Here is a 19,103-nt window from a genome sequence, read left to right as displayed (position 1 = left end):
AACGGGTTGACATCAATTGAGCGCCTGATTAGACTGATGTTAGTTACTACTAACTATCATAAAATGGGGGTAAACACCTTTGCAAGAGACGAACGAACGGATCATATCTGCTGCTTTAGACTTAATGCAAAAATACGGATTCAAGTCGGTGACGATAAAGGATATCGCGCTTCATTCAGGCGTCAGCGAGATGACGGTCTATCGGCACTTCAAAACAAAGCTCGGACTTTTGGAAGCGGCCGTTCAACAATTTTCTTATATCCCAGCCTTTCAGCGCGTATTTGAAAACGATATCACTTGGAACCTGGAAAAAGATTTAACATTGATTGCAGAATCTTATTTGCTCCATATGGAAAAAAACAAACCGCTCTACCTTATCGCTGTTCAAGACGGCGGAAGAATGACTGATCTTTTCGGTTCTCTGTTAAAGCATATGGAAGAGCTCCTTCATTATTTAACAGACTACTTTCAGACGATGCAGGACAAAAGCCTGATGAAAAGGGGAGACGCAGATTCACAGGCCTTCGCTTTTCTGTCATCTTTATACGGATACTTTTCTTCCGGCGCATTGGCTGACGGCCGGTTTCAAAAAACCGCTAAAGACACTTATATTAAACAGCTCACCGCCGCTTTCTGCGGCGGCTTGCAAGTATGATATCACCCTTCAAACTGAAGGATGGACCGTTAATCATTTAGCTCGTCAACATCCTTCAGCTCGATATCCTTATTTTTTTCAAAGGAGGTACTGTATTTGACATAGCCGATCTCCCCGTCTTTGATATCTTCCCCCTCAAAAATGTTGGCATTCATCGTCACGCTTTCGTAGTCATACCCTTCTTCATTCAACAGGCGCTGAATCTTTTGCGCCGTTTTGTATACGTCTTGTCGGTCAGCATTTGCGGCATCAAGTAAAATATGAATCTCCATCGGCCTGTCTAAGCGGAGGCTTTTCTCCCATTTTGCGTCATTTTTCAGCTTTCCTTTTAATACCTCCACATGCGCGTCAACGTCTTTCAGATGATTTATGCTTTTCGATAAAAACGTTTTGATTTCTTTTCCTGCTTCTTCTCCAAGCCGCTCCATCAGCGGTTCGTTGAGGTTCTCTTCATAGATCCCGTCCGTGTTCACTTCAGGTTGAACAAACCCTCTTAAAGAAAACAGATAGGGATCTTTGCGCTTTTGATCACCGGTGTCAGTGACTTCAAATACATATTCGGCGAACTTGAAATTATAGATAGCGCTGTCGATCCGCAAATCTTTTTCAGGATAGCGGTCAGTCAAATAATGCTCAAGCTTCGTTTGAGACAGCCTCTTGCTTACGGGATTTCCGTTGAAGGCGTTGTATGCGGCAAGCACAAATGAAACGAGCAGCACAATCAACACGCTATACAAGATTTTCTTTTTCATCATATCAACTACTTTCTTTCAGCTTTAAGGACAGCCAGCCGATCATCATTCCGGCCGCGGCGAAAAAACAGTGAATAACAGCGAGCATAAAAGCGCCAAAGACGGCATACAGCAAGTGCTCCACAAACCCTGTACCGTCGGCTGCATCCCATCCGGCCAGAATATCCCCCATCCCCCAAATGAAAATCGGCGCAAAGGAGAGGAGAATCACGAGTTTTATATCCCGGTAAAACAGGTACACCGCAAGCCCAAGCACGGCGTACCACAGAATAAAGCCGAAGCTCTCATTTAGCAGCGATGTGCGAATTGCGAGAAAAAATGAAATCGCCATAAACATCAGCTGGTACAAGGAAAGCTTCCGATTGATTCTTTTAAACATTTGACTTTCATGAACAGACGATGCGATCTGTTCTTTCGGAAGCTCGGCCTCCGACATCTTCAAAATCTTTTGAAGCTCCTCATCGTTTTCGGCCGCTTCCTCAATCCATTCAGCCGTCTCTTTGCTTAACAGCCCCTCGTGGTATAAAGGAAGCAAATCTTTGAATATACTGCGTTCCTTATCCTTCATCATATCCCTCCATTTCTTGCTGAAGCTTGATCTTCGCCCTGCTGGCATAGTTTTCGGTTTTGCCTGTGAGCATGCTGATTTCTTTAAATGATAATTCTCCGTAGATGCGGAGGGTGACAATTTCCTGTGAAGTCTCATCAAGCCGGTTGATTTCCTCGAGAAGCCGCCGCTCTTTCTCGGTTTTCAGGAGGTGTTCTTCCGGAGATAAGCAATCAGCTTCCTCGTGCTGAATGATTGTGTTTGCCCCGGCTTTCGACGCTCCTGAACGAAAGTGTTTTTTCAACACGTTTTTCGCAATCGCAACCGCTGTCTCTTTATGGAATGTCTTGACGTAGAAAAAGGCATAAATGGAAGGCTGAATATTCTTGTAGACTTCCTCAAGTTTCATAAAGCCCCTCCCCGGCTGGGCATGCCGCTATTTTTCCATTCACTTATTAGTACCGCTGAACTTCTTTTTGTTACAAAAAATCACATAAAAAAAAGAGACAAAAATGAATATTTCATTTTGCCTCTGGATATCCCAATCGCCAAACAAATCTCTTCCAGTCTCTCGGATGATGCCCTGTCCTTATTTGGACGGGCCCGCCAGCGATTTAAAAAAACTCACTTTCTTCTTCAGCTGTTTTCACGTTCACTAAGTTCCCGGTCTTCATCAACAGCCCGCTTCAGCGCCTGCAGCATGTAGCCGATTCCCCGATATCCCGCCAGCGGGTATGTGATCTGCTGTCCGCTGCCAAACACGTTCCTTAGTACAGGCCTGTATTTTTTTCCGCCGAGCATGACGATTTCATCATAATCCATCAGGTTTTTCCGTTCACCTTGGGCCTTCAGCTCGTCATCCGGCATAATCTCCGGGTGGCGCATACCGAATGTGACGTCATAGTTTTCAGGAACGATATCTTCAGGTTTTAAAAAACCGTGTTTTGCTGAAAGAATCACCCAATCCAAAAAAAATGTCTGGGCATATGCACGGCACGCCCGGTGAAACGGGCTCAGATAGACATCCTTTGCCGCGGACGGGCCGATGCCCGGATCGACATCCCAGATTTTCTTCGCCCCGCACGGGATGATGCAGAGTCTTTTCATCATGTATCCCCCTTTTGGTTCCGCTAAAAAACGCCTTTAAAAAGGCGTTTTATTTCAGCTTCAACGATACGACCGATTCGACGTGCGCCGTCTGCGGAAACATATCGACAGGCTGAATGTATTCGACATGGTAATCCTTCGCCAAGTATTGCAAATCTTTCGCAAGTGTTGACGGATTGCATGAGACATAAACGAACCGCTTCGGCTTAACCTGCCTGATCGTATCAAGGAAGGTGCGATCACAGCCTGTTCTTGGCGGATCGACGATGACGACGTCCGACCTGAAGCCTTCTTTTGTCCATTTCGGCAGCCAGTGCTCGGCCGTTCCTGTGACATAGCGCGCATTTTCGATTCCGTGCTTTTTAGCGTTTTGGTTGGCGTCATCGATCGATTCTTTGATGACGTCCATGCCGCGGATTTCTTTTGCACCGTCGGCGATCCACATTCCGATCGTGCCGACGCCGCAATAGGCGTCGACGACTTTTTCGCGCCCGGTCAGTTTTGCCGCTTTTTTCACTTCGTCATACAGCTTGACCGTCTGAATCGGATTGAGCTGAAAAAAAGCGCGGGCACTCAGCTCAAAAGAAACCTCGCCGAGAAATTCCTGAATGACCATATTGCCGGCTAAGAGCCTTGTATCATCGCCAAAGACAACCGATGTCTTGGCTTTGTTGACGTTTTGAATCACGGATGTCACTTCAGGCAGACGCTTCTTGATTTCCTCAGCAATGAGCTCCTTGCGCGGCAAGTCTTCTTTTGACGTGACAAGGACAACCTGCACTTCCCCCGTCTCAAAGCCGACCCTCGTCACGATCGTGCGGACGTCTCCCGTGCGCTTCCGTTCGTTGTAGACGGAAATGCCGAAGTCTTCAAGAATCTGCTTGACGGTTTGCGTCGTTTTGTTCGTCGCCGGATGCTGAACGATGCATTCCGTAATCGGGACAAGCCGGTGTGAGTCAAGGCCGTACAGCCCGGCTACCATCTTTCCGTTTTTCGAAAGCCCAAGTTGAAACTGGCTTTTATTCCGGTAGTGCCACGGGTTGTCCATGCCGATCGTCGGCCTGATGTCCATTTTGCCGATGTCAAAACGGGTGTGCCGTTCGAGCGATTGAATGACGATGTCCCGTTTTCCTTTCAGCTGCTCTTCATAAGCCAGATGCTGAAGCTGACAGCCCCCGCACTGCTCATAGATGATGCAGGGCGGCTTGACGCGGTGCTCTGAACGTTTGCGCACCTTTTTGACCCGCCCTTCGGAAAATTTCGGATGAACCTTTGTCGCCTCGACGACGACTTCTTCACCCGGCAGTGCGCCGGGGACGAAGACGACTTTTTTCTTGAAGTAGCCGACGCCTTCGCCATTGATGCCGAGGCGCTTGATCGTCAGCGGAAATTGCTGTCCGACTTTTAATTCTGCTGATGATCCTTTTTTGTCACGTTTCACTGATGTTCTCTCCATTTCTACTCAATGCTCCTCCATAAATACAAGGAAGCATAGCTTAAATAAGGGTGCCATTCTTTGCTCATTTCAAGCATTTGTTCTTTTGTCGGTTTATCGTTTAAGCCAAAATGGCGTTTGATGGCATTTTGGATGCCGATATCGGCGGCCGGAAACAGATTGGGACGGCCGAGTCCGAACAGCAGAACATTTTGGACGGTCCACGGGCCGATGCCTCTGATTTTCACCAGCTTTTCCATAATGTCTTCATCTGATAATTGATCAAGCTCATCAAGATTTAAACGGCCGTCTGCGATCATCCTCGATGTATCGATGACATATTCGGCTTTCCGCATGCTGAATTGAAGTTCGCGCAGGTCGTTGTAGTCAAGCTGTGCAATCGTTTCGGGAAGCGGATAAAACCAGACCCCGTCCTTTTGCTCTCCAAAAGTGTGAACGAACCGTTCCGTGAGCGTATAAGCAAAAGACAGATTCAGCTGCTGGTGGATCAAGCATTTCATCAGGCAATGATACAGATGAAAATCGAGCACCAGCGGCGTTCCGGCATGCTCTTCAAAAATCGTTGATAAGCTTGATTGTGAAAAGTGATCCAGCACAGGCTGAAGACTTTCCTCCCATCTGAAGATCCGTTTCACTTCTTTCATCATGTCGTCTCGATCGTCTGTACCGCTGACGGCAAACGCCGGGGCTTCGGCAGTTCCCGTCGCCTGCACAGCGACAATCCGAGGCTGTTTGTTTTGATTGCGGAGCGGCAGCTTAACCTCCCTTTTGTCGAGGTTGATCGCATTGAGCGGATCAAGCGAAAGCCTGTCCAACACGCGGTCAAAATGATACGGCGGTGATACGCTTACAGTTTCCTTCCACATCGCTTCCCATCCCTTTTTCTTCTTTGTCCACAGTATACCATGTTTCAAATTCTCTTAAAAAAGAACAACATTTTATTTTTCACCGAATGAATTACAGCGCACCGCAGCATCCTATGGAAGCGGAGGGGGTCCGATGATTAAACATTTTGCGATGACAAAGGACGGACGGCTTTTATCCGACAACAAAGCAGAAAGGCTGACAGATCAAGATATTGAGTGGTTCTGGACCGATTTCGATCAGCCTTCGGATGAAGAAGTCTCCTTACTCAAAAGCCATTTTCACTTTCACCCTTTATCTGTTGAGGACTGCGTTCATCATTTGCAGCGTCCCAAGCTTGATCAATACGAAGAATATCTTTTTTTCGTCATACACACATTAAATCAAAAGACTTTGGGGTCTGAAGAAGTTGACCTATTCGTTGGAAAAGATTTCATCGTTACATTTCACCTTCATCGTTCAGACGGCATTGAAAAAGTAAGAAGACAGCTTTCGGAAAACAGCGAGTTGTGGAAAAACGGACCGGGCCACATCGCCTATATGGTCATGGATCAGCTTGTGGACGAGTATTTTCCGATTCTTTACAAAATAGAAGACCGCCTCAATGAAATTGCCGAAAGCGACAGCAGGAAAACGTATGGAACGCTGATGAACGAGGTATTTGATATCCGGAGCGACCTTCTAAAGCTGAGGAAAACAATCATTCCGATGCGGGATTTGCTTTACCGGATTTTAAACATTGAAATGTCAAAAGAAAACCGCGAACGAAAAGCGTATTACAGCGACATTTACGACCACCTCTTGAAGCTGACCGAAATCGTCGAAAACAACCGAGACATGACCGCCGATTTGAGGGACAGCTACCAGACGCTCAACTCCAACCGGATGAACGCCATTATGATGACGCTGACGATCGTCTCAACGATTTTTATTCCGCTCACCTTCATTGCCGGAGTGTACGGCATGAACTTTGACAACATGCCTGAACTGCATTGGCGCTACGGCTATTTTTTCATCCTCGGAATAATGGCAGCCGTTGTCGCCGGCATGATCTGCTGGTTCCGGCATAAAGGATGGTTTGACATTTTCAAGTAAAACCGGAAACTTTTTTCCTCTCTGTTCGACTATTTCTACAACCGAGGAGGGAAAGAAATGAAGGTACATACAGGACTTGTCGGCATCATCCTGATCGTACTCGGCCTGTTGATCAGCGCCGATAATCACCAAAGCGTGTCTGTTGCAGACGCACTTTCGGGCTTTTTAAAACTGCCTGTCAGGAATTTAATGGTCCTGATCTGCGTGTTGATGATCATCGCCGGCTTCATTATGGCGTGGCGCCATTATTATGGAGTACCGTGGATCCGCTTTAAGCTGTTTTTGTTTATCATCGGCATTTCAGTATTTTACCCGATGGTCACAGAACAGCTGATGCTCTTTCAAAAATGGAATGCACAAGGCGATGATGCCGTGGAATATATGATAAGGGGAAGCTCGTGCAGCTATCAGGGCGATATGGAGGAAGGGAACATGGACTGTGAGGTGAAAGTGAACAACTACGGGAAAAATACCGAACGCATCCAGCTCACCCCTGATATGGTAAATGAATTTGACTTTCAGCCGGAAGAGCTTGAACTGTCTCCGCATTCACAGGAAACGTACAGCGTCACCTTTACGGCCCCGGGTAATGAGGATGCATTTGCATCCGGAATTGAAGAAGAACCGAAGTTGAAGATTGAAGTGGTGAAATGATCAGCATTCACTCGAGTTTTTTGGAAACAGCTATAAGGACAAAATAATTTTTGAAAAAATCACATGACAGGGTAAGTTTAGAATAAAAGGTATAATTTTACTACTCGTTTATTACACAAAAAAACGAACTGACAACAAGCTATATTCAAACAGCCGATTCACAAACTAATATACAAACTTCAAAGAAAAAAGCCGCTCCTTCACGGAAACGGCTTTTCGTCTATTAATCGTGATAAGATTCTGCAATCGCGTTGGCTGCGACGATCGCATTGTAGACGTCGTCAGAGGTGACTGGGAACGGCATGTTGCCCATTGTGTCGCCTTCTGCGCAAGCGCTTTGAGCGACTTGGCGCCATTCTTCTTCGATAAATTCGTCGACTCCGAGGTCTTTTAATGTCAACGGAAGACCGACGCCTTTGATAAAGTCAATCACGGTCTCCAGCTCTTCGGCCGGCGCGTTTTCAAGAACGAGCTGAGCCAAAAGGCCGAACGTAACTTTATCGCCGTGCTGAGCTCTGTGCAGAGAAGGAACGGCTGTCATTCCGTTGTGGATCGCATGTGCGGCGGCAAGACCGCCTGATTCGGCGCCGACGCCGCTTAAATAAATGGTCGCTTCGATTGTATCTTCGACGGCGCGTGTGGAAACGCCATGCTTGATCGCCTGCATCGCTTTTACGCCGTTTTCCAATAGCGTATCATAGCACAGACGGGCAAGTCCCAATCCAGTTGTTGAAGGCTTCATCAGCACGAGGTTATCGCCGTTTGCTTTAAAGCAGGCGCGCGCTTCAAAATACGTCGCCAAGGCGTCTCCGATACCGGCTGCGAAAAAGCGCGGCGGCGCGGATGCTAAAATGTCAGAGTCCGCGAGCACAACATCGGGGTTCGTCGGCAAAAACAGATAGCGGTCAAACGATCCGTCGTGTTTATAAATGACGGCAAGGGCCGTACATGGAGCATCTGTGGAAGCAATTGTCGGGAAAATCACAACCGGCAGCTTCTCGTAATAAGCGGTGGCTTTTGCGGTATCAAGCGTTTTTCCGCCTCCGATCCCAACGATGATATTAGCGCCTGCATTGCGTGCAAGCTCCCGGTTGCGATCGATTTCTTCCTGTGTGCATTCGTAATTGAATTTTTCAAAAACGGATTGATTGCCGGCTTTCTGAATCGAATTCCCCGCTTCTTTTTGAGCGCGTTCCAAAATGAATTCATCGCAAATGATATATGCGTGATCGCCAAAATCTTCAATGTAGTCGTTCAAGTTCTCCAGCAGTCGTTTTCCTGTAATAAATTTTTTAGGTGATGTGACTGATTTTACTGATTTTGACATGGTAATTCCCCCTTCACTATCAATGATATACCTATTTTCTTTTTAAATCTAGTAATATATGTATATAAAATGGATTTTTATTCTATGGAATTGACTAGAGGAAATAAAAGAGCCTGAAGCATCAATTTTTTCGTCCAAAGCAAAAACCCCGGCACAGCGACCGGGGGATTGTCTTTCATAGGGTCTTTAGCATCATAGATTTTTCAAACATCAGATCATCAAGGCTTTTAAATGTATATCCTTCTTTTTTCAAGTCGGTAATCGCCTGATCAAGCGCTTCGGCATTGTCTTTCGAGACGGTGTGAAGCAGATAGATGGCGCCGGGATGGGCCTGTTTCATCATATTGTCGTACGCATAGCGCCACCCTTTTTGGGCATTGATTTTCCAATCGACAAAAGCAACAGACCAGAATACCGTTTGATAACCGAGCTTTTTCGTTTCTTCAAGCACCCGCTCGCTGAAAACGCCCCGAGGCGGTCTCAGGTAGAGGTTGTTTTTTTCGCCTGTGATTTTGTAAACCTCTTCATCGACCGATTCCAATTCCTCTTGAATCACGCGGCTTGTTTTCGTCGTGAGATCCGGATGGTGATATGAATGATTCCCGATGATATGCCCCTCCTCGGCCATTCGCTTGATCAACTCCGGCTGATCTTTGACAAAATGGCCCGTCACAAAAAAAGCCGCTTTAACGTTTTGTTTTTTCAGAACATCGAGCACCTGAGGGGTGTAGCCGTTTTCATAGCCGTTATCAAAGGTCAGATAGATCGTTTTTTCCTTTGTGTTGCCTAAATAAAAGGCGTCGTACTGCTGTAAAAGGGTGTTCAGCTCTTGTCCCGCATCTGCCGGCTGATGGTTTTTGCTTTTTGAAAATCCCCAATGGATCGCCTTGTTGGAAATCGCTTCAGCATTGCCGCTGAAGGCCAGCGTCAGCAGGAACCCGCAGCATATGGCACAGATTCGTTTCATCATCTTCTCGCTCCCAGTTTTATTTTTTCTTATTGTGCAGAAGGGCAAAGCTTTTCATACCAAGCAACACTTGGAAAACAAAAAAACCGCGCAGAGAATGCGCGGTTTTATTTCCAGTCTTTTTTAAAGCGCTCGTATTTGGCTTCCAAATCGTCGAGCATGCTGATCAGTCTGTCAATATCTTCAAGGTCGGTCGATTCGGGGTCTAAAGAATCGATGACTGACATAAACATATCCAATCTGTTTTTTAAATAATTGACTTGCTGTTCTTTGTCATGTACTGCGTTACCCATGATTCTCCTCCTTTTGTTCCTTTATCGTAGCCTATAAACGGCCTTTTTTCAATCATCCATGACTTGCACGCCTCAAGGATCAGGTCTAAAATGAATAGTTGGGCTATATTAGTATGTCCTATCATAAAAGGAGTTAGATATGTCATGACAGAAAAAACGCAGGTTCGTCCGATCACCCCGGAATATGATCCGTGGGAAGCCTACATGGACGTTGACCAATATGGAGATATACAGCTGACGAACGTTGAATTTACGACGACGACTCTTTGCAATATGCGCTGCGAGCACTGCGCCGTCGGGTATACGCTCCAGACGAAGGACCCGGACGCGCTGCCCGTCAGCCTTCTGTTGAAACGGCTTGATGAGATTCCCCGCCTTCGTTCTTTAAGCATTACGGGCGGCGAGCCGATGCTTTCATTAAAATCCGTAAAGGAATATGTCGTTCCTTTATTAAAATACGCTCATGAACGCGGCGTGCGGACGCAGATCAATTCAAACTTGACGCTCGATATCGGCCGCTACGAGCTGATCATCCCTTACCTGGATGTGCTTCATATTTCCCACAACTGGGGAACAGTCGAAGACTTTGCAGAAATCGGCTTCGCCATGATGGATAAAAAGCCGACGTTTGCCCAGCGGGCGCGCTATTTTGAAAAAATGATCGAAAACAGCCGGACGCTGGTTGATGAAGGGGTTATGGTATCCGCCGAGACGATGCTCAACAAACGGACGCTCCCTCACATCGAGCATATTCACCGGCAAATTGTCGAAGACATGAAATGCCAGCGCCATGAGGTCCATCCGATGTATCCGAGCGACTTTGCAAGCGCACTTGAATCTTTAAGCTTACAAGACATGAGGAAAGCAATTCACCGCCTTCTTGACATTCGCGACGAAAACACGTGGATGCTGTTCGGCACCCTGCCGTTTTATGCGTGCAGCTCTGATCCTGAAGATCACGCTCTCTTACAGCGGCTGCGCGAAGCGAAAAATGTCACCGTCAGAAACGACCCTGACGGCAGATCGCGCCTGAACGTCAATATTTTTGACGGCAATATCATCGTGACCGATTTCGGAGACACTCCGCCGCTTGGCAACATTCAAAAAGACAGCCTGCCAAGCGCCTATGCGAAGTGGAGAAAAACAGAGCTTGCCAAGGAGCTCAACTGCCACTGCCCGCACGTCCGATGCCTCGGGCCGAATGTGCTCGTCAAAAACAGCTATTATCAAGATGTTGATTTTACTTCCAGAACAGCAAGAGTGTGAAAAAAGCAAGCCTGCAAAAGGCTTGCTTTTTATTTCGGCTGATGGCTGAGCTGAAAGCCGAATGTGAGGTGATCCTGTACAGGAATCCAGGCGCCGATTCCTTGTGAGGTGATGTTTTTTACGACAAGCTTTCTTTTGTTGTCTTTTAATACGATGTACACTTCGCCGTAGGTGACTTTTCCTTTTTCATTGACGGCAGGTGCATAAGCGTGTAAATTTCCCAGTTTTTTCGGCTGCACTTTATAAATCTGATCGCGTTTTGTACCGGAGCCGACCACTGTTTCAAAGGCGAGCGGCAGCTTTGTTTTTTCCATGGCTTTAAGCATCATCATGTTTTTGACATCTTCCGCTTTCGGGACTTTCGCTGTTAAGCCGCCTTTGATTTTGCTCGTCTGTTCCTGGGAATACGTGAGTTCGGCAGGTGCTTTCCCGCCCCGGTTGTCAAAGCGGTTTGTGTTGATTTTGCGGTATTCCCAGTTCGCAACGGTTTCATTCGAGGTATACCCGAGCGCCCATCTGCCCAAATAAATCGTCGCCCGATAGCCGATTGCCAGCGGTGTGCCGGAAATGCTTGACTCATTCAGCATTTTGATCAGATGCGGATTCTCAATCGCGATATCGGTTGTTTTCAGCAGCTCTTCGGCTAGTTCGCTCGGCTGCAGTCTCGGCTGATCTTGAGAGGCGTTAGGGTATGTGTTCTCTTTGGAAATATTCGTGACAGAGTTTGGAATCTTGATCGGCTTAGCTGCATCAGCTTCCTGTACAGCGAAAAAACTAAAGGATAAAAACGCGGTCAGCGTAAAACACAAAAGCTTTTTCATACTATCACTCTTTCTGTTTCTTTTCCCTTATTGTTTTCCGGATGCACTCTGTTTATCCCAATTTTTTTAAAGAAGGAAAAAACCGATTCCCATGATGATATAAGCGGCCAGCAATGTCGCGCCTTCAAACCAGTTCGTGTCCCCGTCGTTGGAAATGACGATCATCAAAAGGACGGCGGACGCCATGGCAACCAGCTCCGGCAAGGTAAAGACGAGCGGCATGCTCGTTGGAAAAAACAAAGAGCTGATCACAAGGACGGGTGCGACAAACATCGCGATCTGAAGCGTTGATCCGATCGCAATTTCAACTGCGACATCCATTTTGTCCTTATAGGCCATAATGACGGCGGAAGCATGCTCTGCCGCGTTTCCGACGATCGCGACAATGATGACCCCGATGAAAAGCTCCGACCAGCCGAATTGTTCGGCCACCGTATCAAACGTATGGACGAGGTGCTCGGAAATGTAGGCAACGGCAGCGGTTGCCAAAAATAAAATCAATGTTGCCCTCTTTCCCGACCATTCCGGCTCTTCATGCGATTCTTCCCGCTCATTTTGATTCGTCTGGTAAACCCCTCGATGGCTGACAAGCTTGAAATAAAGCGCAGCCAGGTAAAGCAAAATCATGATGATGCTGATGCCGACGCTCATCGACAGCTTCCTCGGCTCTGTCATTTCGGCTGAAAATACTTCAGGGATGACGAAAGCGACAATCACTGCGAACATGAGCAGACCTGAATTGTGTCTCGCATCATACACGTTGAATTCCTGGCGCTTATATTTCAGGCCCCCGATGAAAAACGACAGCCCGGCGACCAGGAGAAGGTTGCCGAGGACAGAGCCTGTCAGCGATGCGAGCACAATGCCGATCAGTCCTTCCCGCAACGCGAAAATCGAAATGATCAGCTCAACGGCGTTTCCGAACGTCGCATTTAAAAGGCCCCCGATCCTCGGCCCCGCAATGATCGCAAGACTTTCGGTGGCTCTTCCCATATAGCTTGCAAGCGCGATGATCGTCAGGCAGTATATGATGAACAATAAAACCTGCGGCCAATGCAGAAGGCTCCCTGCGACAGAAAGGGGAACACCTGCAGCCATCATCCAAAAGAAAAAACGGCCCATTTTTCATTCCTCTTTTCTTTTTTGGTGTAGGTTATTTTTGTGCGAACTTTTCAGTTTATATACGGCATACTGATCTATTCCGCAGTGGCACAGGTTTTTAAACATTTCGAATCTCAAATGTTTCGATGATGCCGATGCTGTTTTCAACAGACCTCACCATGGCACAGTTTTTCAGCGCTATTTTGAGCGCCTTTTTGATTTGTTCTGGATCAAGATTTTCTCCCTTCAATATGAAGTGAAGATGGATGCTTTTGATGCGGCCCGCCTCTTCGGAAATGCGTTCTTCTTTTGTCTTGATGGTCATATCTTTCAGCTGTATCCTTTTCTTTTCCACTATTTTATGAAGAACGGTTCCACTGCATGCCGCAATCGAGGCGGCCAGCAATTGATAAGGCCTGAATCCCGCTTCTTCATTGCCTGATATTTTAAGCTTTCCATATTCCAGATCAGCCTCAAAGCCGTTCTGATTCCACACGATTTCCATGATTCACACCTCTTCTGACAGAAAAAGAAAAATCGCCTTGCCTAAAAACTTCTGAAAGTTGTACGATCAAAGAAGGATTACGGATAAGGAGAATCGGCCGATGACTAGATTTCACTTTTTCATTCTCGTTTTGATTGTCAGTATATCAGGTTTTTCGCAAGGGATGCTCCTTCCGGTCATCTCTGTTATTTTCGAACAGGAAGGCCATTCGGCTGCACTGAACGGGCTTCATGCGACAGGCCTCTACATCGGCGTTCTGATCGCTTCGCCGTTCATGGAAGCGCCGCTTCGCAGGCTCGGTTTTAAACCGCTGATCGTCATCGGCGGGGTAATGGTCTGCGCGAGTTTGTTCGCCTTTGTTTTTATTCAGTCGTTTATCGTGTGGTTCTTTTTGCGGCTCTTGATCGGTATCGGGGATCATATGCTGCACTTTTCAACGCAAACTTGGGTGACCACACTATCGTCTGAAAAAAAACGCGGCCGCAATATCTCTTTGTACGGCCTTTCATTTGGTTTAGGATTTGCAGCCGGGCCTTTTTTAACGCCGCTTGTCAACATCGCCCCGTCATTGCCGTTTATCGTCTCAGGTGCGTTCAGCCTGCTGGCGTGGCTGTTTATTTTTTGCCTTCAAAACGATTTTCCTGAGCAAAGCGGCTCTGAAAGCCGCGGCGATAACAGCTTGAAGCGCTTCGTTCAGGCCTTTCTTCTTGGGTGGGTCGCGTTTTTGCCGACGTTCGGCTACGGCTTTTTGGAAACCGCCCTGAACGGCAATTTTCCTGTCTATGCGCTCCGGTCGGGCATTTCCGTCGAAGGCGTATCGATCATTCTTCCGGCATTTGCGATCGGGAGCATCGTCTTTCAGTATCCGCTCGGCGTGTTGAGCGACAAGTACGGAAGGCGAAATGTACTGCTTATCATATTGGCTGTCGGGGCAGGCTGCTTCTTTGCGGCAGGCTTTTCCGATTCCGTTCCCCTGCTTGCGGCATGTTTTTTCATAGCCGGAATGGCTGTGGGATCAACTTTTTCACTCGGCATCAGCTTTATGGCCGACCTGCTTCCAAAACGCCTTCTCCCGGCCGGAAACTTGATGTGCGGAATTACTTTCAGCTTCGGAAGCATTTTCGGCCCGGTTGCCGGCGGCTGGTATATGCAGACATTTCATAACAGCAATCTGTTTTATTTGATTACAATCGTGATGGTGTTGATCTGGATCGGGGTGCTCTTTGGCAAAACGAAGGAAAAAGGCGCTCTCGAACAATCTGAGGCGGCGCCAATGTAAAAAAGGCCGGCTGCTTACAATAGGCAGCCGGCCTTTTCGAAAACGTCAGACAGTTTTAATGATATCCGTTTTGTCCGTTGGCGCTTCCGCTCGTTTTGTTTTTCGGACTTTGCTTTGAATTTTGTTTATTATGGCTTCCGCCTTTTTTCGTGTGTTTTGCCATGATGATCCCTCCGCTTTTGAACTCATGAAACGTTCATATATAGATTGCTCAATTCCGCGGATTTTCTTCAGGAATGATTTTACGTTTATGTAAAAGGGCATTGATTTCCCCTCCAAGAATAATCATCATTCCGCTTAAATAAAACCAGATCATCAGGACGATGATGCCGCCGAGGCTTCCGTATGTCGCGCTGTAGTTTGCAAATTCGCTGACATAGTATGAGAATAGGACGCTGACGAGGATCCAGCCGGCGGTCGCTGCAACAGCTCCCGGCAGCACGAATTTAAATGACAGCCGTTTATTCGGGGCAAAAAAGTATAAAGCCGTAAAGACGATCAGCAGCACAAGCGGGCTGATTCCCCAGCGGAGCGCTGACCATGCCGTCAGAAACATCTCCGGCGTACCGTCCAGATTGGCGATGAAATGGCCGATGGCCCTCCCGAATACGGGCAGAAGAAGCGCGATCAATATTGTGAAAACCATCGCGGCGGTCAGGAGAAGCGATGTCAGCCGTACCATGATGAAAGAGCGATTTTCCTCGACTTCATAAGCATGGTTAAAGGCCCTGACAATCGCGTTCAATCCGTTTGATGCAGACCAGAGCGCCGCGATGATCCCGAAAGAAAGCAGGCCTCTGTTTCCTGTATTGAGCGTCTCTTCAATGACGGACATCGTGTCTTCTGGGGCATACTGTTCGATCAGTCCGATGACATCGCCCGTTTTGACAGGCAGGTAGCCGATTAAGGTCAATAGGAAAATCATAAACGGAAACAGGGACAATAGAAAAAAGTAGGCAAGTTCCGCCGATTTGCTCGGTCCTTCATGAAGGAAAAAACGCCAGCCCAGTTCTTTCAAAAAACTCATTCTTTTTCCGGCTCCGTACGCCCTTTGGATTTGGCTGTGAAGTGATCCCTCGTTTCCTCGATCAGGCCGATCACTTTTGGCGTCGTCTCCTTCAGCTCTTTTACCTGTTGATTTAAGAAGTTCAAATCATCCGATATGGAAGCCGTCAGCTTTTTGGCTTCGTCCATTTTTTCTTTCACGCATTCGGTGAGCATGCCGGGATTTGCGCGGTAAAGGCGGACTTTGTTTTTGCACGCGGTAAGCTTTGCACCGCACGCTTCCCTAGTCGGTTTGTGCAGCAGTGACATAACCGCCCCGACCGAAGCGCCGAGGAGGATATTTCTGATGAAAACGCGGTCGTTTTTCATAAAAAATCTCTCCCTTCGTTTTTTATAAATTGTGTTCTTTTCGAATGTCCTTCAGCAATTCGCGGCACCCTTTTGCGACGAGTTCGTACACCTCTTCAAAGTTCCCGGTGTAGTATGGATCAGGAACATCTGCCGTCTCACAGTCCTCCACATAGTCGAGCAGCCTCCTGATGACGGCTTTGCTCCCGTAGCCGGCAAGGCTTCTCACATGGCCTGCGTTTTCGGCATCCATCGCGATGATATAATCGAACGCTTCCGGGTCTTTGTCGGTAATCTGCCTCGCGTAAAGGCCTTCGCAGCTTATCTTTTTGTCAGACAGCAGCGACCGTGTGCCTTCATGAGGCGGTTTGCCGACATGCCAGCTTCCTGTGCCAGCCGAATCGGCTTCGATCCGGTCCTCCAGTCCGCTTTTTTTGAGCATGTCGTTAAATACGGCTTCTGCCATCGGAGATCGGCAAATATTGCCGAGGCAGACAAATAACACTTTGATCATCAATCAGGAGCCTCCTCTATTCTTTCCCCACTTTTCAGAAAGAAAAAACACTTTTGCTTTTATACTAAAGATTTTTCTGTTTTTTTCAACTTTGGGAAGAAAAGATGACAATGCTATTGACAAATCTAACAAACTTTCAGAATATTCTAGTTAGACACAAAATTAAAGGGGGATATTTCGCCTATGGATTTTATTTCACATATTGTAGATACAATGAACGGTTTTTTATGGGGACCTCCGCTTTTGATCCTCATTGTTGGAACGGGTATTTATTTGACTTTCAGGCTGGCTTTTTTGCAGGTCAGACTTTTGCCTTACTCGTTAAAGCTTGCCTTTTCAAGACATCAGGATAAATCCTCCGAAGGCGATATTTCCCACTTTCAGGCACTGATGACTGCCCTTGCCGCTACGGTCGGTACAGGGAATATCGTCGGTGTCGCCTCAGCTGTCATTGCCGGCGGGCCGGGCGCCGTATTTTGGATGTGGCTCGCCGCCTTCTTCGGAATGGCGACGAAATATGCCGAAGCTGTGCTTGCCGTCAAATTCCGCGTGAAAGACAAAAACGGCGAAATGTCAGGCGGTCCGATGTATTATTTGGAACACGGCCTCAAGCAAAAGTGGCTTGGTGTGTTATTTGCCATATTCGGGGCGCTTGCCGCTTTCGGAATAGGCAATATGGTTCAGTCAAATTCTGTATCCGGAGTCATGAGTTCCACATTTTCCGTGCCTGCCTGGGTAACCGGCATCATTGTCACGTTTTTTACCGCCCTTGTCATTCTCGGGGGAATTAAAAGCATCGGCAGAGTCACCTCGCTGTTCGTGCCGATCATGGCTTTATTTTATGTCATCGCCGGATTGATCATTCTTGTCACAAACTTTGAACTTGTCCCCGGCGCGGTCGGTTTAATTTTCTCTGACGCGTTTACCGGTCAGGCCGTGGCAGGAGGCGCGATCGGAACGGTAATCCGCTGGGGCGTGGCGCGGGGCGTATTTTCAAATGAAGCAGGCCTCGGCTCGGCGCCGATCGCCGCAGCCGCAGCAAAAACCGATATGCCGGCCCGCCAGGCGCTTGTCTCTATGACCCAGGTTTTCATCGACACATTGATTGTCTGCTCGATTACGGGGATATCGATTGTCATGGGAAATATGTATTTGACAGAAAAAAACGATGCGCTGACATCGATGACATTCGCACATTTTCTTGGTCCTGCGGGATCGACAATCGTCGCGATCGGACTGCTGCTGTTCGCCTACTCAACGATTTTGGGCTGGTCGTACTACGGAGAAAAATGCTTTACCTACCTGCTGAATGAAAAATATGCGATCGTCTACCGTGTCATCTTTGTAATCGCCGTCTTTTTCGGAGCGGTCTTTAAAAATGACTTCGTCTGGGCGCTTGCCGATATGCTGAACGGTCTGATGGCAATTCCGAACCTGATGGGCCTGCTCGGTTTGACAGGCATTGTCATCTATGAGTCCAAACAGATCTTCGCCAAAATCAAAGCCGAAAAAGAGGAAAAGCAAAACAGCGTATCTGTTTAAGCCGGAATGCTTTTTGACAGCCGTCCTTTTCTTCTCGCTTAATTCTGTTACAATAAAGACTACGAAATCAGTGAGAAAGGATGTGCCTTCTTGTCAGAGCAGAAAACAGCCGAGCTGAACAAAATGATCGAAGAGATTTCGCAAAAATTAAACATGCTGAACATCGGCGTCATTAAAGCTGAACACTTCAGCAATGAAAAGCTTGAAGATCTTGAATACCTGCACCAAATGGTGATGAAGAAGAAATCTTTCAGTCCGAGCGAAATGCAGGCAATCGCAGAGGAACTGGCTGCCCTCCGAAAATAAACATAAAAAAGACCGGAAATCTATTCCGGTCTTTTTTCATCAGCCAAGCAGCTTCAAAGATTCGCGTGTAAACGCAGGGATGTCGTCAGGCGTCCGGCTTGTGACAAGCTGGTTCTGGCAGACGACAACTTCCTCGTCTTTAAATTGAACCCCGGCGTTTTCCAAATCGACTTGAATCGATGTGTAGCCTGTTGCACTGCGTCCGTCCAGAGCCTTGGCGGTGATTAAAAGCTGCGGCCCGTGGCAAATCGCAAATACCGGTTTTTTGTCATCCATAAAGGATTTCGCAAACGATACGAAACGCTGATCTGCTCTGAGAATATCCGGCGAAAATCCGCCCGGAATCAACAATGCGTCAAAATCAGCCGGGCTGACTTCATCAATGGACGCATCTGTTTCCACTTGCGCCTCGCCTTGCTTGCCTTTCAGCGTTTTGCCTTTCTCTTTTTCAATAACCGTAAGCTGGTGTCCGGCGTCATTGAACGCTTTCGCAGGCTCGGTATACTCCGAATCCTCAAAGTAATCTGTCAGAACAACTGCAATTTTTTTGCTCATATTGATCACCCTCCCAGAAGCTTCTGTCTACATAAATCCATTTACCCCTGCCACACTAAATAAAACATCCGCACGTCCCCACGACAAAGTGCCTAAATCACCCGGCAGACAGAGACAGACTTTGGAATCATTTTCTGAGTGTTT

23 protein-coding genes are annotated in these 19,103 nt (G+C 47.4%); 7 read left to right on the top strand and 16 right to left on the bottom strand.

Annotated elements, in window-relative coordinates:
• Positions 1-79: 79 nt before the first annotated feature.
• The gene (locus tag BTA31_RS04315; protein ID WP_076789149.1) at positions 80-655 is read left to right on the top strand and encodes a TetR/AcrR family transcriptional regulator; all 576 of its coding nucleotides are present in this window, start codon (positions 80-82) and stop codon (positions 653-655) included.
• Positions 656-684: 29 nt separating this feature from the next.
• Here the strand turns inward: BTA31_RS04315 and BTA31_RS04310 are convergent, their stop codons facing one another.
• The 6 genes from BTA31_RS04310 to BTA31_RS04285 form a co-directional block, all read right to left on the bottom strand.
• Positions 685-1,410 carry a YfjL-like protein gene (locus BTA31_RS04310; RefSeq protein ID WP_076789146.1) on the bottom strand — a complete coding sequence of 242 codons (726 nt, stop codon included), beginning with the start codon at positions 1,408-1,410 and terminating at the stop codon, positions 685-687.
• Between the two features lies 1 nt (position 1,411).
• Positions 1,412-1,975 (bottom strand): hypothetical protein, encoded by a 564-nt coding sequence (locus tag BTA31_RS04305; RefSeq protein WP_076789143.1) that lies wholly within the window; start codon positions 1,973-1,975, stop codon positions 1,412-1,414.
• Positions 1,965-2,363 carry an RNA polymerase sigma factor gene (locus BTA31_RS04300; RefSeq protein ID WP_239693138.1) on the bottom strand — a complete coding sequence of 133 codons (399 nt, stop codon included), beginning with the start codon at positions 2,361-2,363 and terminating at the stop codon, positions 1,965-1,967. Before BTA31_RS04300 ends, BTA31_RS04305 begins: the two co-directional genes overlap by 11 nt.
• Before the next feature lie 227 nt (positions 2,364-2,590).
• A complete protein-coding gene (locus BTA31_RS04295) occupies positions 2,591-3,061 on the bottom strand; it encodes a DUF6884 domain-containing protein (RefSeq protein WP_076789140.1) in 471 nt (156 codons plus the stop codon).
• Positions 3,062-3,110: 49 nt separating this feature from the next.
• On the bottom strand, positions 3,111-4,517 hold the full coding sequence (gene rlmD / locus BTA31_RS04290) for a 23S rRNA (uracil(1939)-C(5))-methyltransferase RlmD (RefSeq protein ID WP_422109650.1): 1,407 nt from the start codon (positions 4,515-4,517) through the stop codon (positions 3,111-3,113).
• Between the two features lie 2 nt (positions 4,518-4,519).
• Positions 4,520-5,383 (bottom strand): DNA-3-methyladenine glycosylase family protein, encoded by an 864-nt coding sequence (locus BTA31_RS04285; RefSeq protein ID WP_076789136.1) that lies wholly within the window; start codon positions 5,381-5,383, stop codon positions 4,520-4,522.
• A 133-nt stretch (positions 5,384-5,516) separates the two neighbouring features.
• Between BTA31_RS04285 and corA the strand changes: the two genes are divergently transcribed.
• Both corA and BTA31_RS04275 read left to right on the top strand, forming a co-directional pair.
• A complete protein-coding gene (gene corA / locus BTA31_RS04280; protein WP_076789132.1) occupies positions 5,517-6,476 on the top strand; it encodes a magnesium/cobalt transporter CorA in 960 nt (319 codons plus the stop codon).
• A 57-nt stretch (positions 6,477-6,533) separates the two neighbouring features.
• Entirely contained in the window at positions 6,534-7,130 is a 597-nt protein-coding gene (locus tag BTA31_RS04275; protein WP_076789129.1) for a hypothetical protein, read from the top strand.
• A 223-nt stretch (positions 7,131-7,353) separates the two neighbouring features.
• On the opposite strand, the gene BTA31_RS04270 is transcribed toward BTA31_RS04275, so the two are convergent.
• From BTA31_RS04270 to BTA31_RS04260, 3 genes are all read right to left on the bottom strand, one after another.
• On the bottom strand, positions 7,354-8,457 hold the full coding sequence (locus BTA31_RS04270) for a glycerol dehydrogenase (protein WP_076789126.1): 1,104 nt from the start codon (positions 8,455-8,457) through the stop codon (positions 7,354-7,356).
• Positions 8,458-8,632: 175 nt separating this feature from the next.
• Positions 8,633-9,424: a delta-lactam-biosynthetic de-N-acetylase gene (gene pdaA / locus BTA31_RS04265; RefSeq protein WP_043925924.1), complete on the bottom strand. Its 792-nt coding sequence runs from the start codon at positions 9,422-9,424 to the stop codon at positions 8,633-8,635.
• Positions 9,425-9,531: 107 nt separating this feature from the next.
• Positions 9,532-9,717 (bottom strand): SE1561 family protein, encoded by a 186-nt coding sequence (locus tag BTA31_RS04260; protein ID WP_003179806.1) that lies wholly within the window; start codon positions 9,715-9,717, stop codon positions 9,532-9,534.
• A gap of 144 nt (positions 9,718-9,861) precedes the next feature.
• Between BTA31_RS04260 and yfkAB the strand changes: the two genes are divergently transcribed.
• Positions 9,862-10,983, top strand: coding sequence for a radical SAM/CxCxxxxC motif protein YfkAB (gene yfkAB, locus BTA31_RS04255; RefSeq protein ID WP_076789121.1), 1,122 nt, complete (start codon positions 9,862-9,864; stop codon positions 10,981-10,983).
• A gap of 29 nt (positions 10,984-11,012) precedes the next feature.
• Here the strand turns inward: yfkAB and BTA31_RS04250 are convergent, their stop codons facing one another.
• The 3 genes from BTA31_RS04250 to BTA31_RS04240 form a co-directional block, all read right to left on the bottom strand.
• Positions 11,013-11,804, bottom strand: coding sequence for a YfkD famly protein (locus tag BTA31_RS04250; protein ID WP_076789115.1), 792 nt, complete (start codon positions 11,802-11,804; stop codon positions 11,013-11,015).
• A 66-nt stretch (positions 11,805-11,870) separates the two neighbouring features.
• The gene (gene cax, locus BTA31_RS04245; RefSeq protein WP_076789110.1) at positions 11,871-12,926 is read right to left on the bottom strand and encodes a calcium/proton exchanger; all 1,056 of its coding nucleotides are present in this window, start codon (positions 12,924-12,926) and stop codon (positions 11,871-11,873) included.
• A gap of 97 nt (positions 12,927-13,023) precedes the next feature.
• On the bottom strand, positions 13,024-13,410 hold the full coding sequence (locus BTA31_RS04240; RefSeq protein WP_076789107.1) for an OsmC family protein: 387 nt from the start codon (positions 13,408-13,410) through the stop codon (positions 13,024-13,026).
• Between the two features lie 100 nt (positions 13,411-13,510).
• Here BTA31_RS04240 and BTA31_RS04235 point away from each other — a divergent pair, with 100 nt between their 5' ends.
• Positions 13,511-14,689: an MFS transporter gene (locus BTA31_RS04235; RefSeq protein WP_076789101.1), complete on the top strand. Its 1,179-nt coding sequence runs from the start codon at positions 13,511-13,513 to the stop codon at positions 14,687-14,689.
• Between the two features lie 211 nt (positions 14,690-14,900).
• On the opposite strand, the gene BTA31_RS04230 is transcribed toward BTA31_RS04235, so the two are convergent.
• From BTA31_RS04230 to BTA31_RS04220, 3 genes are read right to left on the bottom strand one after another with little or no spacing between them, the layout of a single operon-like run.
• Positions 14,901-15,716, bottom strand: coding sequence for a YihY/virulence factor BrkB family protein (locus tag BTA31_RS04230; protein ID WP_076789098.1), 816 nt, complete (start codon positions 15,714-15,716; stop codon positions 14,901-14,903).
• Positions 15,713-16,063, bottom strand: a complete 351-nt coding sequence (locus BTA31_RS04225; protein WP_076789095.1) for a hypothetical protein — start codon at positions 16,061-16,063, stop codon at positions 15,713-15,715. The genes BTA31_RS04230 and BTA31_RS04225 overlap by 4 nt, the downstream gene beginning before the upstream one ends.
• Positions 16,064-16,085: 22 nt before the next feature.
• Positions 16,086-16,556, bottom strand: coding sequence for a low molecular weight protein-tyrosine-phosphatase (locus BTA31_RS04220; protein ID WP_076789092.1), 471 nt, complete (start codon positions 16,554-16,556; stop codon positions 16,086-16,088).
• 183 nt (positions 16,557-16,739) lie between these two features.
• On the opposite strand from BTA31_RS04220, the gene BTA31_RS04215 reads away from it, so the two are divergent.
• Both BTA31_RS04215 and BTA31_RS04210 read left to right on the top strand, forming a co-directional pair.
• Complete coding sequence (locus BTA31_RS04215; RefSeq protein WP_076789089.1) at positions 16,740-18,098, top strand: alanine/glycine:cation symporter family protein; 1,359 nt, start codon at positions 16,740-16,742, stop codon at positions 18,096-18,098.
• Between the two features lie 90 nt (positions 18,099-18,188).
• The gene (locus tag BTA31_RS04210; protein ID WP_043925906.1) at positions 18,189-18,404 is read left to right on the top strand and encodes a DUF1128 domain-containing protein; all 216 of its coding nucleotides are present in this window, start codon (positions 18,189-18,191) and stop codon (positions 18,402-18,404) included.
• Between the two features lie 39 nt (positions 18,405-18,443).
• Here the strand turns inward: BTA31_RS04210 and BTA31_RS04205 are convergent, their stop codons facing one another.
• A complete protein-coding gene (locus BTA31_RS04205) occupies positions 18,444-18,959 on the bottom strand; it encodes a type 1 glutamine amidotransferase domain-containing protein (RefSeq protein WP_076789086.1) in 516 nt (171 codons plus the stop codon).
• Between the last annotated feature and the right edge of the window lie 144 nt (positions 18,960-19,103).

Source organism: Bacillus haynesii (assembly GCF_001969855.1).
Lineage (GTDB): Bacteria > Bacillota > Bacilli > Bacillales > Bacillaceae > Bacillus > Bacillus haynesii.
Note: the sequence above shows the minus strand (reverse complement) of the source record. Positions and strands in the feature narration are given on the sequence as shown.